This window comes from Tenuifilum sp. (assembly GCF_037481895.1).
GTDB lineage: Bacteria > Bacteroidota > Bacteroidia > Bacteroidales > Tenuifilaceae > Tenuifilum > Tenuifilum osseticum.
The window spans coordinates 1-15,190 of sequence record NZ_JBBFKU010000038.1 but is presented as its reverse complement, the minus strand read 5'-3'; the positions used below and the strand labels follow the sequence as shown (position 1 = coordinate 15,190).

Here is a 15,190-nt window from a genome sequence, read left to right as displayed (position 1 = left end):
CCTAACATAACCATATAGTAATGTTGAAGACATTTGCTAAAGGAGGCGTTCATCCGCCTGAGAATAAATTTTCGGCCGATAGGCCCATTGAGGTGTTGCCGCTACCAGCAAAGGTAAGCATTCCTGTATCGCAGCACATTGGAGCACCTGCAACCATAGTGGTTGCTAAGGGCGATAAAGTTAAGGTTGGCCAGCTTATTGCTCAAAGCGCAGGATTTGTCTCGGCCAATATTCATTCATCGGTATCGGGTACGGTTGAATCGGTTGATCCAGTTCTCGACAGTTCCGGCTACAAGCGTCAAGCTGTAACAATTGTAGTTGAGGGCGATGAGTGGGAACCTACAATTGATAGATCGCCTGAGCTAAAGCGCACAATCGATGCCGATGCGCAAACCATCATCAAGAAAATAGCCGAGGCTGGTATTGTTGGTCTTGGCGGAGCAACATTCCCATCGCATGTTAAACTTTCGGTTCCAACCGGCAAAAAAGCCGATGTGCTCATAATTAACGGTGTTGAGTGTGAACCATACCTCACATCGGATCACCGCTTGATGCTCGAAAAGGGGCATGAGCTGATGGTGGGTATTCAGTTGCTCATGAGGGCCCTAGGTGTCGACAAGGCTATGATTGGCATTGAGAATAACAAGCCCGATGCCATTAAATATCTTTCCGATATTTCAAAGGATTACCAAGGCATTAGCATTCATGCGCTAAAGGTAAAATACCCTCAAGGGGGTGAAAAGCAGCTTATTAAAGCGCTCATCAACCGCGAGGTTCCATCGGGTGGCTTACCTATAGATATAGGTGCAGTTGTACACAATGTGGGTACAGCTTTTGCGGTTTACGAGGCAGTTCAAAAGAATAAGCCCCTTTTTGAGCGCGTGGTTACCGTAACCGGGAAGAACTTAGCCAAACCATCAAACTTTTTAGTTCGAATTGGTACACCGGTTACTGACCTGATAGCTGCTGCCGGTGGTTTACCCGACGATACTGCTAAGGTGGTTAACGGCGGCCCCATGATGGGTAAAGCGGTAACCGACATTTCTGTTCCGGTTACCAAGGGTACATCGGGCATAATCGTTTTCCCTGCAAACGAATCGAGACGTAAGGCTGATAGCGTATGTATACGCTGCGCCAAGTGTGTTACAGCCTGTCCCATGGGGCTTGAACCATACTTACTCATTCGTATGAGCCAGCGTATGATGTTCGACAAAATGGAGCATGAGCGTGTGCTCGATTGTATGGAGTGCGGATCGTGCAGCTTTGAGTGCCCGGCAAACCTTCCTTTGCTCGATTACATCAGGTTAGGAAAGAGCGAAGTGAATAAAATCATCAGGGCTCGAAAGAACTAATTTGACATAACCAGCCAAACTTAAAAAGATAATGGATAGTAAACTTGTAGTTTCACCATCACCCCACGTGCATAGCGGCGAATCGACCAGCCGACTTATGTTCAACGTGGTATTGGCGCTTATGCCCGCTTTTGCGGTTTCACTTTACTACTTTGGCGTAGGTGCCCTAATAGTTACATTACTCTCGGTACTCTCATGTGTTCTGTTTGAATATCTTATTCAAAAGTTCATTCTTAAGGTTCAGCCCACCATTACCGATGGTTCAGCCATTGTTACTGGTTTGCTGCTTGCCTTTAACGTTCCAAGCAACTTGCCCTGGTACATTGTTGTAATTGGTAGCTTATTTGCCATTGGAGTTGCCAAAATGAGCTTTGGTGGGTTGGGAAGCAATCCTTTCAACCCCGCTTTAGCGGCTCGCGTTTTCATGCTGATATCCTTCCCGGTTCAGATGACCAGTTGGCCACTGCCAATTGAATCGCGTTTAAAGTATATCGATGCTATTACAGGCCCAACACCCCTGGCCATACTGAAGGAAGGGTTAAAAAAGGGAGATACCATTTCGCAAATTGCTGACCAAATTCCCTCGCACCTTCAGCTTTTCATGGGGGTTATGGGTGGTTCGCTTGGCGAAATATCAGCCTTGGCTCTACTCATAGGTTTTGCGTGGTTACTCTATAAAAAGGTGATAACCTGGCATATTCCAATATCAATTTTCACAACCATTTTTGTTTTCACGGGTATCCTATGGCTAATAAACCCTGAACTGAATGCCGACCCAATTTTCCACTTGGTTACCGGAGGTGTAATGATTGGTGCCATATACATGGCAACCGATTATGTTACCTCACCCATGCACCCAAAAGGAATGCTGATTTTTGGTATTGGTATAGGGTTGTTAACAGTGATTATAAGGGTATGGGGAGCATACCCTGAGGGCGTTTCGTTTGCCATTCTAATCATGAACGCCTTTGTGCCATTAATCAACCGATATGTTAAACCTAAACGTTTTGGAGAGGAGGTAAAGCGCAATGGCTAAGGTGGAATCGAATTTCAAGAATATGGCGGCTACCCTGCTGGTTATTACCCTGGTAGCTTCTGCGGCGCTTGGCCTGGTTTATCAATCAACCAAGGAGCCAATTGCCCTTGCGCAGCAGGCAAAAATAAATAATGCCATTAAGGCTGTACTCCCCGAGTTTGATAATCAACCCGGAAACGAGGCTTACAGTGTTGCTGTTGATGGTGGCGAACTTACCTTTTATCCGGCTACAAAGGAAGGGCAACCTGTAGGAACAGCAGTAAAAACCTTTAGCAACAATGGTTTTGCTGGTTTAATTGAGCTTATGGTTGGTTTCCTTCCCGATGGAACCATTAATAAGATTGCTGTTATCTCACACAAGGAAACTCCCGGATTAGGCGATAAGATGGACCCCAAAAAATCAAATTTTAGCCTTCAGTTTGAGGGGAAAAACCCCGAAACATTTAAGCTTAAGGTTAAAAAGGATGGGGGAGATGTTGATGCTATTACTGCTTCAACCATTTCGAGCCGCGCCTACTGCGATGCAGTAATCCGTGCATATAATGCTTTAAAGGAAGGAGGTAAGCATGAGTAAGCTATATAACCTGACTAAAGGGATAATAAAGGAAAATCCCATATTTGTAATTGTTCTTGGGATGTGTCCTACCCTGGCTACCACATCCTCGGCCATGAATGGATTGGGAATGGGACTTGCAACAACCTTTGTCTTGTTGGGTTCCAATACGGTAATCTCGCTTATTGCACGCTTTATTCCCGATAAAGTGCGTATTCCTTCGTACATAGTAGTAATTGCTACATTTGTAACCATTGTCGATCTGGTTATGCAGGCCTACACCCAGTCGCTTTACGAGAAACTTGGTATTTTCATCCCTCTTATTGTTGTAAACTGCATAGTTCTTGGTCGTGCCGAGGCTTTTGCCAACAAAAACAGCGTTTTTGACTCAATACTCGATGGTATTGGTATGGGGCTGGGCTTTACATTTGCCTTAACCCTTTTAGGCTCTGTAAGGGAAATCTTAGGGGCAGGCTCACTGTTTGACCATAAGTTTATATCGGGCGATGCAATTCTTGTATTTATCCTTTCGCCGGGTGCATTTATTGCCCTTGCCTACCTGATTGCCATTTTTAACCGTCTCAAGAAATAGGAGGAAACAGTATGGAATATCTAATAATTATAATTGCCGCCATATTTGTTAACAACGTTGTTCTATCGCAATTCCTTGGCATTTGCCCTTTCTTGGGTGTATCAAATAAGATAGACACATCTATTGGTATGGCGGGTGCCGTTACTTTTGTAATTGTACTGGCAACAATGGTTACTTTCCTCATTCAGCATTACGTACTGAATCCTTTGGGAATTGGTTTTATGCAAACCATTGTGTTCATTCTGGTAATTGCTGCTCTGGTGCAAATGGTGGAGATTATGCTGAAAAAGTTGAGTCCTGCATTATACCAGGCCCTAGGTATTTTCCTTCCCCTTATCACTACAAACTGTGCTGTTCTTGGTGTAGCCATTCTGGTTATCAAAAAGAACTATAACCTGCTTGAAGGGGTTGTTTTTGGAGGAGCAACAGCAATTGGTTTTGGACTAGCGCTTGTAATAATGGCTGGTATTCGTGAGCAGCTCGATTTAGCTAACGTTCCTAAGGGGATGAAGGGTGTTCCCATTGCTCTGCTCACCGCAGGTATTCTGGCTCTGGCCTTTATGGGCTTTGCAGGCATTGTTAAGTAGAAATCGTTTATTTTTTTGACAATAAATTAAAGGCTGCCTTATTTGGGGCAGCCTTTATGATTTCTACTTTATTGCTTCCTTGGCTTTTACTATCGCTTTATCCAATCCATCGGGGTTTTTACCTCCAGCTGTGGCAAAGAATGGTTGTCCGCCACCGCCCCCTTGGATTTCCTTAGCGGCTTCCTTAACAATAGCAGCTGCATTTAGGCCATGCTTCTCAACAAGCGTTTCGTTTATCATAATGGTAAGTAGCGCTTTGCCATCGGCCTCAGAGCCCAATACCAGGAAAAGGTTTGGCACCTCATTTTTCAGCTGGAATGCTAAATCCTTTATGGCATCGGCATTACCTATGCTTATGCGCTCGCAAATCAGGTTGATACCATTACGCTCGGTAGCCTTTGCTTTAAGCTCAGCTTTAACCGCTTTTAGTTTTTCGGCTTGTAGGGAATTTAGCTGATCTTTTAGCAGGTTGTTTTCATCAACCAGCTTGGATACAGCCTGAATAACGTTTGGTGGATTGCCAAGAGTTGACTTTACCTGGTTGATTGTATCAATCTGTGAGTAAACAAACTCTTCGGCTTTTTCGCCGGTAATTGCTTCAATACGGCGTACCCCTGCTGCAATGGCGCCCTCCGAAACAATCTTGAAGTAACCAATGTTACCGGTTGCCTTGGTGTGGGTTCCACCGCAAAGCTCAACCGACTCGCCAAACTTAATAACCCTTACGTTTTCGCCATACTTTTCGCCAAATAGGGCAATGGCTCCCATTTTTTGAGCTTGCTCCATGGGAACACTTCGGTGTTCATCGAGCTGTATGTTTTGTCGGATAAGCTTGTTTACCCGTTGTTCTACCTTACGGATCTCCTCATCGGTCATTTTTTGGAAGTGTGAGAAGTCGAAACGCAAGTAATCGGGGTGAACCAATGAACCTTTTTGCTCAACATGGGTGCCCAGAATTGCGCGTAGCGCATTGTGGAGCAGGTGTGTGGCTGAGTGGTTATTTGCAGTTCGAATTCGTTTTTCGTAATCAACTGTGGCAAAGAACGGCGAGTTGGGGTTTTGAGGCAATCTATCTACAAGATGTATAATAAGGTTGTTCTCCTTAAAGGTGTTAATCACCTTAATGGATTCCGAGTCGCTTTCAAGTAATCCCGAATCGCCCACTTGACCGCCTGATTCAGCGTAAAAAGGAGTGCGGTCGAGCACAACGTGGTACTGCTCTTTCCCCTTGGTTTTAACCGTTCGCATACGGATAATGCGGGTGTCGGTTTTAAGAGTGTCATACCCAACAAACTCTACCTTTTCCGCATTGGTCACGTTAATCCAATCGTCAGCTTCAACTGCAGCGTCAGCTCTGGAACGCTCCTTTTGGGTAGCCATCTCGGCATCGAACTCTGAGCGGTTAACGCTCAGGGTATGCTCACGCAAAATGAGTTCAGTAAGGTCGAGCGGGAAACCGTAGGTATCGTAGAGCACAAAGGCATCCTTACCCGATATCTCGGTTCTGTTTTCCTTTGCAGCCTTTTCAATAAGCTGCTCAAGCAGCTTGATACCCGTTTCAAGAGTGCGCAGGAATGTTGCCTCCTCCTTGTTGATTACATTGGTGATGAGGGTTTGCTGTGCCTTAAGTTCAGGGTAGTGGTCGCCCATTTGTTCAACCAGAACGGCCACAAGGCTATCGATAAACGGTTCGCGGAAGTTCAGGAATGTGTAACCGTATCGAACCGCCCTACGGAGAATGCGGCGTATTACATACCCAGCCTTAACGTTGGATGGTAGCTGCCCATCGGCAATTGAAAAACTAATTGCCCTGAGGTGGTCAGCAATAACGCGCATGGCCACATCTGCCTTAGGGTCAGCCCCATAGGCTATTCCGCACATTTGCGATATACGGTCAATAATTGGCGTGAATACATCGGTATCGTAGTTGCTCTTTTTGCCCTGAACCACCATGGCCAAACGTTCAAAGCCCATACCCGTATCAACATGCTTGGCCGGAAGTGGCTCTAATGAACCATTGGCTTTACGGTTGAATTGGATGAATACAAGGTTCCAGATTTCAATTACCTGGGGATGCCCCTTATTAACCATTTGCTCACCGGGTATAGCCTTACGCTCATCATCATCGCGTAAATCAATATGAATCTCGGTACAGGGTCCGCAAGGTCCTGTATCGCCCATTTCCCAGAAATTATCCTTTTTATTTCCAAGAAGGATTCTGCCTTCGGGCAGGTGTTTCTTCCAGCACTCAAAAGCCTCAAGGTCGCGCTCAATTCCTTCGTCAGGGCTACCCTCAAATATTGTTGCGTAAAGCCTGTTCTTATCTATTTTAAGCACATCAACCAGAAACTCCCAGGCCCAATCAATGGCTTCGCGTTTAAAGTAATCGCCAAACGACCAGTTCCCAAGCATCTCAAACATGGTGTGGTGGTAGGTGTCATGACCAACTTCTTCCAAATCGTTATGCTTGCCCGATACCCTGAGGCATTTCTGCGAGTTGGCTACTCGGGGATACTTAACCGGTGCGTTGCCAAGGAAAATATCCTTAAACTGGTTCATGCCTGCATTGGTGAACATCAGCGTTGGGTCATCCTTAATTACCATTGGTGCCGAAGGCACAATTTGGTGCGACTTGCCAGCAAAAAAGTCTAAAAATTTCTGACGCAATTCCTTTGAAGTCATAAAAAGTTAGTATTGAAAATGTTAATATTCTCTATTTAACTATTTAAAGTAAAAAAATTGTTCTTTTTACTTGTGTAAAAAATATTTTTACCATAGTTTTGTTGCAGTTTGTCAAAAGTGTGTTACATTGTAACAGTTTGTGTTAAAGGACATGGCAAAATTTAAATACCAGTTTAACCCCCATACACTCAAATTCGATGTTATTCGAATACCTCTTTACAAACAGTTTGCAAAGATACTAATTCATTTGGGATTTTATGCAGGTGTTTTTTTGGGGTTAGGCTATGCTTTTTCTGTTATCTACGATACTCCAGTTGAGCAGTCGCTTAAAAGGGCTAATGCTGAGTACGTACTTAAATATGAGTTGGCTCAAAAGCAAATATTTGAGCTGAGCAATGCATTGGCGGTACTTGAAGCCAAGGACAATAATATTTACCGGGCTATTTTTGAGGCCGATACCATTCCTAACACCATTCGTAGGGGTGGTTATGGCGGTGTGGATAAGTATGCTAACCTACGTTCAGCCACCAACTCATTAACCCTTATAAAGACTCTAAGGGCGCTCGATGAACTTACCTGGCGAGCCTACGTTCAATCGCGCTCTTTTGATGATGTTGCTGAAATGGCCAAGAATAAGGAAAAGATGATTTTATGTGTTCCAGCCATTCAACCCATCAACACAAAGGATCTGATTAGGGTTTCAAGCTTGTACGGTTTCCGTCGCGATCCCATAAACGGGGCTATTACCATGCATGCGGGAATTGATTTTGTGGGCTCGGTTGGTACTCCTATCTATTCCACCGGCGACGGTATTGTGGTTGAAGCTGGTTACTCCTTCAACGGCTATGGTAACGAGGTTGTAGTTGACCATGGTTTTGGCTATAAAACACGCTATGCCCACCTAAGTAAAGTGCTGGTAAAGGTTGGACAACGGGTTAAACGGGCAGAGAAGGTAGGTTTACTGGGTAGTTCAGGAAAAAGTACTGGCCCACACCTCCATTATGAGGTTATACTCCGTGGTAAACCCGTGAATCCAATCAACTACTTTAACGACATGACCGAGGACGACTACCAAAACATGCTCAAGAAGTATTCAAGTCAATTTTTGGATTAAGGCTATATGGTAAAGCATAAGTATAAATTTCATCCGGAACAGCTGATCTTTGTTAGGGAAAGGAAAACCATAAAAGATCATCTTTTCCGTGCTGCAAAATACCTACTGGCCACCTTTGTAATTGGTTTTATTTCCTACTTGGTTTTCCCAATATTTATCGATACTCCTGAGGTTCGTAAGCTAAAGCGCGAAAATCAGGAACTGCTTACAAACTACGAGCTTATAACCCGTCGTATTGAACAGCTAAACTCCGTAATCAACAATTTACAGCGTCGCGATGAGGGCATCTACCGTATCATTTTTGAGGCCGAACCCATTCCTGCCTCAATTCGCGAGGCCGGTATAGGTGGTGTAAACCGTTATGCTGAGCTGGAGAAGTTATCCAATAGCAAGCTGATTATTGAAACCACCAAGAAGGTTGATGCCCTAACCAAAAAAGCATACATCCAAAGCCGCTCATTCGATGAGATAACCGATTTGGCTAAACGCAAGGACGAGATGCTGCGAAGCATCCCTGCCATTATGCCTATTCGCGATAAGGAGCTAACCCGTGTGGCCTCATCGTTTGGCATGCGCATTCATCCTTTCTATAAGGTGCTTAAAATGCATAACGGTATGGACTTTACCGCTCCTACAGGAACCGAAATATTTGCTACTGGCGATGGGGTAGTGGTTGATATTGTTTATGCTCAGCGTGGTTATGGCAATCATGTTATTATTGACCACGGCTTTGGTTATTCAACCCTTTACGCTCATATGAGCAAGGTTGCCGTACGAAAGGGGCAGCGTGTTAGGCGCGGTATGGTTATTGGATATGTTGGCAACACAGGAACATCGGTGGCTCCCCATTTACACTACGAGGTACACCGGAATGGCCAGCCCGTTAACCCCATTCACTACTACTTTAACGACTTAACACCCGAGCAATACGAGAAACTGGTTGATATTGCCTCGCAACCCACACAAAGTTTCGATTAGCCAATCCTTACTAAAATGCCATACAAAGAGAAAAAAATTGAAAAGTATTACTACTCCATTGGCGAAGTGGCCGAGATGTTGGGCGTAAACACCTCGTTAATCCGCTTCTGGGAAAAAAATTTTGATGTAATAAAGCCCCACAAGAACAAAAAAGGCAATCGCTACTTTACCAAGAACGATATCGAAAACCTGAAACTGATTTACCATCTGGTTAAAGAGCAGGGAATGACCCTTGAAGGTGCCCGTAAAAAGCTTTCGGCTCAAAAGGAGGAACTTACCGATAATTACAAGATTGTGGAGTGCCTTACCGAGATTAAGGGCATGCTCATTGAAATTCGCGATTTGCTCGATTAAGCGTTTATGACTGTTAGAGAAGTAACCTCAATCCTGGAATCGTTTGCTCCGCTTGCTTTTCAGGAAGATTACGATAACTCCGGCCTCATTCTTGGCGATGCTAACATGGAGGTGACTGTTGTTTTACTTACAATTGATGTTACCCCCCAAGTAGTTGCTGAGGCTGTTGCAGGAGGGGCAAACCTGATAGTGGCCCATCACCCTTTAATTTTTAAGGGGCTTAAGCGCATAACTGGCAAAAGTTACGTTGAACAGGTTGTGGTTAATGCCATTAGGAACAACATTGCCATTTACGCCGCCCACACTAATATCGACAGTGTGCAGGGTGGTGTAAGTTTCAAAATGGCTGAGGTTTTAGGCTTAACCAGCACCCAGGTGTTAAGCCCGCTTACCGGTCAACTCGTAAAGCTGGTTACCTTTGTTCCTACTGAGTACGCTGAGGCTGTTCGGCAGGCTATGTTCAATGCTGGCGCAGGGGTTATTGGAAACTACGATTCTTGCTCCTTCAACATTCAGGGCCAGGGAACCTTCAGGGCTGGCGATGGCACAAATCCGTTCGTTGGTGAAAAGGGCAAAATCCACTTTGAGCCCGAGGTTAGGGTTGAGACCATTGTGCCTCGTCATATACTTAGCGCTGTGGTTAAAGCTATGGTTGAGGCTCATCCCTACGAAGAGGTTGCCTACGATGTTTACCCCCTCGATTTACCCTATAAAAAGGCCGGGTTGGGAGTGGTAGGCGACTTGCCTGAACCAATGAATACTATCGATTTTGTTAAGCATGTAAAGCAACAATTCAGAGCCCCTTGCGTTAGGTACACAAATCCTGTTAAGGATTTTATTTCCAGGGTTGCCATTTGCGGGGGTAGCGCCATATCGCTTTTGAATGATGCTATTGCTGCCAATGCCGATGTTTTTATTACTGCCGATGTGAAATACCACCAGTTTTTCGATGCCGAAAATCGAATTGTAATCATTGATATTGGACATTTTGAAAGCGAACAATTTACCATTGATATTTTTTATGATTTACTCTCAAAAAAAATATCTAATTTTGCAGTCTTAAAATCCAAAGTACGAACTAATCCTATTAACTACATATAGATTATGGCTAAAGAGAAGATCAAACCGGCTGAGCAGAGCACTGAACTGTCCATTGAGGAGAAACTCCGTTTCCTTTACAAGCTTCAGCAGGTAGATTCCAAAATTGATAAGATTAAATTGTTACGCGGGGAGCTTCCCCTTGAGGTTCAGGATCTGGAAGATGAAATTGAGGGTCTTACTACCCGTATCGATAACTACAAGAAAGAGATCCATGATTTGGAAACCCAAATCAACCAGAAAAAAATTGAAATCAAGGATGCTGAGGCTCTTATCAAGAAGTACCAGGAGCAGCAGAAAAACGTTCGCAACAATAGGGAGTACGACTCACTTACCAAGGAGATTGAATACCAAACCCTTGAAATTGAACTTTGCAACAAGCGCATTAAGGAGTACACCCAGCAGATAAAGGATAAAAAACAACAGGTTGAGCAAACCGAGAAAACCGTTGAGGAGCGTACACACGATTTGAACGTTAAGAAACAGGAACTCGAGAATATCACCCAGGAAACCCAGAAAGAGGAGGATGAACTTTACCGCCTGAGCGATGAGTATGCCCAGAACATTGAACCCCGATTGCTAACTGCCTACAAGCGCATCAGGGGCAATGCCCGTAATGGTCTTGCTGTGGTTACTGTTCAGCGCGATGCCTGTGGTGGTTGCTTCAATAAAATTCCACCACAGCGCCAGCTCGACATCAAGATGCATAAGAAGGTAATTGTTTGCGAGTACTGCGGCCGTATTCTGGTTGACGATTCCCTGCTCGAGTAAGCTAATTAATTATCTTCAATACCATTAACGCCCTGCAATGGGCGTTTTATTTATTAATTAAGTTTACCTTACCAATTATATGGTACTTCAACATATAGTATTGATTTTTGATTACATTGCAAAAATTTCAAATCCTTTAAAATATGAATTATCTAAAGTATCTTGCGTTTGCGCTGTTAGCAGCGGTAATGGTTCTCGGCTCATTCTCGTGCGATAAAAATGATGAAAACGAAATCAAAAAGGATACCCTGTATGTAAAGTTCATCAACGATCCGGAATCGCAGTACACCATTACAACCCTGCAAATCCGAAACCGCGGACCGGTTGATTCACAGCTTCAGCCAACCGAACCCTGGAGTGAAAACATTCTTAAGAATGGGCAACGGATTGCTCCTGGCCAGCATATCTATTTTACCCTTGACCTACCAAGCGGTCACTGGGCTGAATATCGTTTAGGGGTTGACAATGGTAGTGGTGTACAGGTAATGCTTTACGATCAGCCCAATTACGATGGCTTTACCAATTTGCCCATTACCCACTGGGCAACTGACAATAGAACGGTTACTGTTACCATCACATACGACAACTACAGCCAAACCATTACCGTTAGCGGATGGCTGGATATGGCTGGAATTGACGAATAACAGACAAGTACTGGACTAATTCTAGATTCAATGTTGTATAGATAGAAGAACTGACATTGTTTTTGTCATCCTGAGCGCAGCGAATGATCTCTATTCGACCCCATGAGATGTTTCGCTAACGCTCAACATGACATTACCCTCACTAACAACCATCAACTGTCAACCATCAACTAAATAAGTCTCACAGGGTTTCACAGTGTAACACGGTGTTACACAGAATGGCATTTACGAACAACGATTCACGAGCAACGAACAACGCTTCCAGCCCCGTAGGGGCGAAACATTTGTAACTCCATGAAACTTCCGTATGTACAGCGATGCACGCAATACATAATCCAAAGAGAAAGGGTTAACCGTTGCATCGCAACAGAAAAGCATGGCAAAGAGCGTTTTACATGTTCTTTCTTGTCTTGATACAAGAAAGAACCAAAGAAAATCAAGGCTGAAAAGCCCGACCCGATGGGTGCCCCGCGGTTGGAACTTCCACGCGATACTATTCGCCACGCCTGTGGCGTGACTCATGTGGTATCGCTTACTAAACCCACCGCCACGTTCCACCCCCGACCCATTGCCGGGTCGGGCTTTTATGCCTCTGCTTGCTTCTTCCGCTCCATTTCCTCTCAGGGGAAAGGACTGGGGTGAGGTCGTGTCCCACGAATAACGAACAACTTACACGAACAACTTCATTTGTCATCCTGAGCGGCCTGTCCCGCCCTAGCGGGGAGCGAAGGATCTCTATTCATCCCTCGTTGTTATGTTTCAGCGGAGTCTTTCCCTATTTATATCGGGACCCAATATTACAAACAACCTTAACTAAACGACGTTGGTTCCAGATTTCTAAAAGTTAATACTGAATATTGAAAAACCCTGCACGCCTAAGGCGTGCAGGGTTAGTTTCGTCTAAAAAACTTGTATACTCTAAAGCCCGAAATGCTTGAGTAATCCGTATACCAGCAATGCAGGCCAAACCAACGCCTTAAGGAACCCCAGTACACCTACCCAGAACGATGTTGCTGCGGAGATGTAGTAAATTGCCGCCCCAATAAAACCTAGCCCGTAAAGGGTTCCGGCAGCGCCGTTGCAGTGGATTTCATTCTTTGCCATGATGATTTTCTTTTAATTTAACAATGTTAATCAAGCTACTTGTTTGTTAGCTATCAACTTTTTTTTATTACCAGCTACCACCTGCGCCGCCGCCGCCAAAGCTGCCGCCACCACCACCGCTAAATCCTCCAAAACTACCTGACCCCGACGAGAAGTGACCAAAACTACTGCCTCTGCCACTACCCATGCTACTCATCAACAGCCAAAATGGCAGATTCCTTCCTATACTGCCACCCTGCAGCCTATTACCCCTGCGTGCCGATAGGAAGATAATGGCAAAAAAGATTATGATGAATATGATGCCAGGCCAAGGCGATTCGCCGCTGTAGTATTCATCGGCGGTGTAAAGCCCGGCTGCCAAATCAATAATCACGTTAATGGCAGCATCAATCCCTTTGTAGTAACGGTTCTCCTTAAAGTAAGGAATCATCTCCTTATCTACAATCTGTCGGGCTGTTACATCGGGTATTACCTCCTCCATGCCATAGCCTGTGGCTATGAATGCACGGCCTTTGTCGTTACCAATCTTAGGTTTAATCAGAATAATTATTCCGTTGTTCTTTCCCTTTTGGCCAACACTCCACTTTTCGCCAAGTCTAAAAGCAAAATCCGAAGGTTCGTAACCGTTGAGGTCCTTAACGGTTACCACATAGATTTGGGTTGATGTAGTGTCGTTATAGGCCCGCAGCTTCTGCTCAAGGGCGTACTGCTCATCAGCCGAAAGGATACCGGCAAAATCGTTTACCAGTCGGGGTGGCGACATGGGGTCGGGGATATCCTGTGCCTTTACAGGCACTGTAAGAGCCAACAACGAGAGTATGGTATAAAGTATTCGCTTCATATTAAAATCATTTTTTAACCAAACGATATTTCATCGCTCAGCTCGTTGGTATCGGTGTTGGGGTCGAATGGGAAGTGAGCCGATAGCTGCTCGCCAGCCATTCCAATTCCCTTAACCAAACCCTCGGTAAGGCGACCCTCCTTAAAGTCGGCCAGCATGGCTTCCTTTATAGTATCCCAAAAGTTTTCGGGCACTTTTACGTTTATGCCCACATCGCCCAGTATGGCAAACTTATGGTCCTTAAGCGATAGGTAAAATAGAACCCCATTGCGTAGCTTTGTCTTGTGCATTTTGAGCATGGCAAAAATACGGGCAGCCCTATCCAATGGGCTACCCTTGCATTCCCACTCCACGTGCACCCTGATTTCGCCCGAGGTTTGCCTTTCGGCTTGCTCAATGGCTTCAACAATTTGACCTTGCTGGGCAGGGGTGAAGTAATCCTTGGGTTTCATGGTTCAACCTTGATGCTAGTTGGTGAAATCAACCTTTGGAGCCTTTTCGGCACCAGCTTCAGCCTCAAAGTAACCCTTCTTCTCAAAGCCAAACAGGCTAGCCCAGATATTTTTGGGGAACTGGCGTATGTACGAGTTGTAATCCTGAACCAACTCATTAAACTTGCGGCGCTCAACGGCAATACGGTTCTCCGTGCCTTCAAGCTGAGCCTGCAGGTTAACGAACTGCTCATTGGCTTTTAGGTTAGGGTACTGCTCAACCACAACCATTAAGCGAGCCAAGGCACTGCTTAACTCACCCTGAGCTGCCTGGAACTGCTTTAAGCTTTGCTCGTTCAGGTTATCGGGCTTGATGTTTACGCTTGTGGCTTTTGCTCTGGCCTCAATTACCTGGGTAAGGGTTTGCTGCTCAAAGTTGGCATAGCCCTTAACCGTATTTACCAGGTTGGGAATAAGGTCGAGCCTGCGCTGGTAGGCTGTTTCCACATTGCCCCACTGCGCTTTTACACCCTCATCCTTCTTTACCATGTTGTTGTATGTGCCCTTAATGGAGCTGTAAATAAAGATAACCAACAGGATAACAATACCTGCCACAATCCATTTCTTGCTGATGTTCATTGCTGTATGGTTTTTAAGGTTAATAAATCCGATGTCATTGGTATCAAAAATCATGCACAAGTTAAGGTAAAGATTTAAAACTGGTCACAAATACGTGTACGATTTAACATATATTGGCAATGTAACTACCAATGCACAAAATGACATACTGGCAGAATGTGCAATTTTAAAAATTTAGAATGATATGATTTTATGTTTTTTTGTTTATTAAGATTTTTAATATTTTTATGTTAAGCATTTAAAGCGGAAACGGAAAAAGAAAAGGGTATAAAAAAGAAAGGCGAGTTGCCCCGCCTTAAATGTTTTGTTCACCTTCTAATTGCTTTTCAATGGAGTTCACGAAACATTTAAAGCCCAAAAAGAAAACGATCCCAGTTTGCACTGAGACCGCTTTAAATGTTTTCACAACGGAAT

Annotated in this window: 17 protein-coding genes; 12 read left to right on the top strand and 5 right to left on the bottom strand. The window is 44.5% G+C overall.

Features of this window, described 5'->3' with window-relative positions; translation table 11 throughout:
- Nucleotides 1–20: 20 nt before the first annotated feature.
- The 5 genes from rsxC to rsxA are packed head-to-tail and all read left to right on the top strand — an operon-like array spanning nt 21 to nt 4,120.
- Nucleotides 21–1,352: an electron transport complex subunit RsxC gene (gene rsxC, locus WHS63_RS10980; protein ID WP_445205144.1), complete on the top strand. Its 1,332-nt coding sequence runs from the start codon at nt 21–23 to the stop codon at nt 1,350–1,352.
- 31 nt (nt 1,353–1,383) lie between these two features.
- Complete coding sequence (locus tag WHS63_RS10975; RefSeq protein WP_369490814.1) at nt 1,384–2,388, top strand: RnfABCDGE type electron transport complex subunit D; 1,005 nt, start codon at nt 1,384–1,386, stop codon at nt 2,386–2,388.
- Nucleotides 2,381–2,962: an RnfABCDGE type electron transport complex subunit G gene (locus tag WHS63_RS10970; RefSeq protein ID WP_445205143.1), complete on the top strand. Its 582-nt coding sequence runs from the start codon at nt 2,381–2,383 to the stop codon at nt 2,960–2,962. Before WHS63_RS10975 ends, WHS63_RS10970 begins: the two co-directional genes overlap by 8 nt.
- Nucleotides 2,955–3,533, top strand: a complete 579-nt coding sequence (locus tag WHS63_RS10965) for an RnfABCDGE type electron transport complex subunit E (RefSeq protein ID WP_445199512.1) — start codon at nt 2,955–2,957, stop codon at nt 3,531–3,533. The genes WHS63_RS10970 and WHS63_RS10965 overlap by 8 nt, the downstream gene beginning before the upstream one ends.
- Before the next feature lie 11 nt (nt 3,534–3,544).
- On the top strand, nt 3,545–4,120 hold the full coding sequence (gene rsxA, locus WHS63_RS10960) for an electron transport complex subunit RsxA (RefSeq protein ID WP_445205142.1): 576 nt from the start codon (nt 3,545–3,547) through the stop codon (nt 4,118–4,120).
- 63 nt (nt 4,121–4,183) lie between these two features.
- Here the strand turns inward: rsxA and alaS are convergent, their stop codons facing one another.
- Nucleotides 4,184–6,802 carry an alanine--tRNA ligase gene (alaS, locus tag WHS63_RS10955; protein ID WP_445205141.1) on the bottom strand — a complete coding sequence of 873 codons (2,619 nt, stop codon included), beginning with the start codon at nt 6,800–6,802 and terminating at the stop codon, nt 4,184–4,186.
- 151 nt (nt 6,803–6,953) lie between these two features.
- Here alaS and WHS63_RS10950 point away from each other — a divergent pair, with 151 nt between their 5' ends.
- The 7 genes from WHS63_RS10950 (at nt 6,954) to WHS63_RS10920 (ending at nt 12,403) form a co-directional block, all read left to right on the top strand.
- Nucleotides 6,954–7,916 carry a M23 family metallopeptidase gene (locus WHS63_RS10950; RefSeq protein WP_445205140.1) on the top strand — a complete coding sequence of 321 codons (963 nt, stop codon included), beginning with the start codon at nt 6,954–6,956 and terminating at the stop codon, nt 7,914–7,916.
- Between the two features lie 6 nt (nt 7,917–7,922).
- On the top strand, nt 7,923–8,894 hold the full coding sequence (locus WHS63_RS10945; RefSeq protein WP_445205139.1) for a M23 family metallopeptidase: 972 nt from the start codon (nt 7,923–7,925) through the stop codon (nt 8,892–8,894).
- 15 nt (nt 8,895–8,909) lie between these two features.
- Complete coding sequence (locus tag WHS63_RS10940) at nt 8,910–9,248, top strand: MerR family transcriptional regulator (protein WP_445199507.1); 339 nt, start codon at nt 8,910–8,912, stop codon at nt 9,246–9,248.
- A gap of 6 nt (nt 9,249–9,254) precedes the next feature.
- Nucleotides 9,255–10,349, top strand: a complete 1,095-nt coding sequence (locus WHS63_RS10935; protein WP_445205138.1) for a Nif3-like dinuclear metal center hexameric protein — start codon at nt 9,255–9,257, stop codon at nt 10,347–10,349.
- Between the two features lie 3 nt (nt 10,350–10,352).
- A complete protein-coding gene (locus tag WHS63_RS10930; protein ID WP_445205137.1) occupies nt 10,353–11,117 on the top strand; it encodes a zinc ribbon domain-containing protein in 765 nt (254 codons plus the stop codon).
- A 143-nt stretch (nt 11,118–11,260) separates the two neighbouring features.
- Complete coding sequence (locus WHS63_RS10925) at nt 11,261–11,761, top strand: hypothetical protein (protein WP_445205136.1); 501 nt, start codon at nt 11,261–11,263, stop codon at nt 11,759–11,761.
- A gap of 459 nt (nt 11,762–12,220) precedes the next feature.
- Complete coding sequence (locus WHS63_RS10920; protein ID WP_445205135.1) at nt 12,221–12,403, top strand: hypothetical protein; 183 nt, start codon at nt 12,221–12,223, stop codon at nt 12,401–12,403.
- A 276-nt stretch (nt 12,404–12,679) separates the two neighbouring features.
- On the opposite strand, the gene WHS63_RS10915 is transcribed toward WHS63_RS10920, so the two are convergent.
- The 4 genes from WHS63_RS10915 to WHS63_RS10900 form a co-directional block, all read right to left on the bottom strand.
- The gene (locus WHS63_RS10915; protein ID WP_369490825.1) at nt 12,680–12,865 is read right to left on the bottom strand and encodes a hypothetical protein; all 186 of its coding nucleotides are present in this window, start codon (nt 12,863–12,865) and stop codon (nt 12,680–12,682) included.
- A gap of 67 nt (nt 12,866–12,932) precedes the next feature.
- Entirely contained in the window at nt 12,933–13,706 is a 774-nt protein-coding gene (locus WHS63_RS10910) for a TPM domain-containing protein (RefSeq protein ID WP_445205134.1), read from the bottom strand.
- A gap of 14 nt (nt 13,707–13,720) precedes the next feature.
- On the bottom strand, nt 13,721–14,158 hold the full coding sequence (locus tag WHS63_RS10905; protein ID WP_445205133.1) for a TPM domain-containing protein: 438 nt from the start codon (nt 14,156–14,158) through the stop codon (nt 13,721–13,723).
- Nucleotides 14,159–14,173: 15 nt separating this feature from the next.
- Nucleotides 14,174–14,776, bottom strand: a complete 603-nt coding sequence (locus WHS63_RS10900) for a LemA family protein (protein WP_445205132.1) — start codon at nt 14,774–14,776, stop codon at nt 14,174–14,176.
- Nucleotides 14,777–15,190: the final 414 nt, after the last annotated feature.